Origin of the sequence: Bradyrhizobium sp. Leo170, assembly GCF_004296405.1 — a bacterium.
Taxonomy (GTDB): domain Bacteria; phylum Pseudomonadota; class Alphaproteobacteria; order Rhizobiales; family Xanthobacteraceae; genus Bradyrhizobium.
This window is the reverse complement of the sequence record NZ_PSRR01000891.1, coordinates 1-413: the sequence shown is the minus strand read 5'-3', so window position 1 is coordinate 413 and position 413 is coordinate 1. Positions and strand designations below refer to the sequence as shown.

The following is a 413-nucleotide window of genomic DNA, read 5'->3' as shown; positions in this document are numbered from 1 at the left end:
ACGGCCATACGCTCAAGACCGTGATCCCAGGCATGGAGGCGCTCGTCGGCAACGTCATCGAGCGCATGTGTCTCGACAAAGGCTATCGCGGCCACAATGCGCCGCCCGATTACAAGTTCAGGGTGTTCATCTCAGGCCAGAAGCGGCGGGTGACGCCAAAGATCAAGCGCGAGCTGCGCCGGCGCTCCGCCGTGGAGCCGGTGATCGGCCACCTCAAATCCGAGCACCGAATGGGCCGAAACTATCTCTGGCACCGCCAGGGCGACGCCACCAATGCCGTCCTCGCCGCCGCCGGCTACAACTTCCGTCGCCTCATCCGCTGGCTCGAGCTTTTGCTGCGCCAAATCCTCGTCCAGCTCATCCGCCGACTTCAGCTCCTCCCAAGCTGAAATCCGGGTTCTTCACGGTCGACT

Annotated in this window: 1 pseudogene; it reads left to right on the top strand. The window is 63.2% G+C overall.

Annotated elements, in window-relative coordinates:
• Nucleotides 1-389 (top strand): annotated as a pseudogene (locus CWO89_RS45250) (IS5/IS1182 family transposase); the annotation flags it as partial.
• Between the last annotated feature and the right edge of the window lie 24 nt (nucleotides 390-413).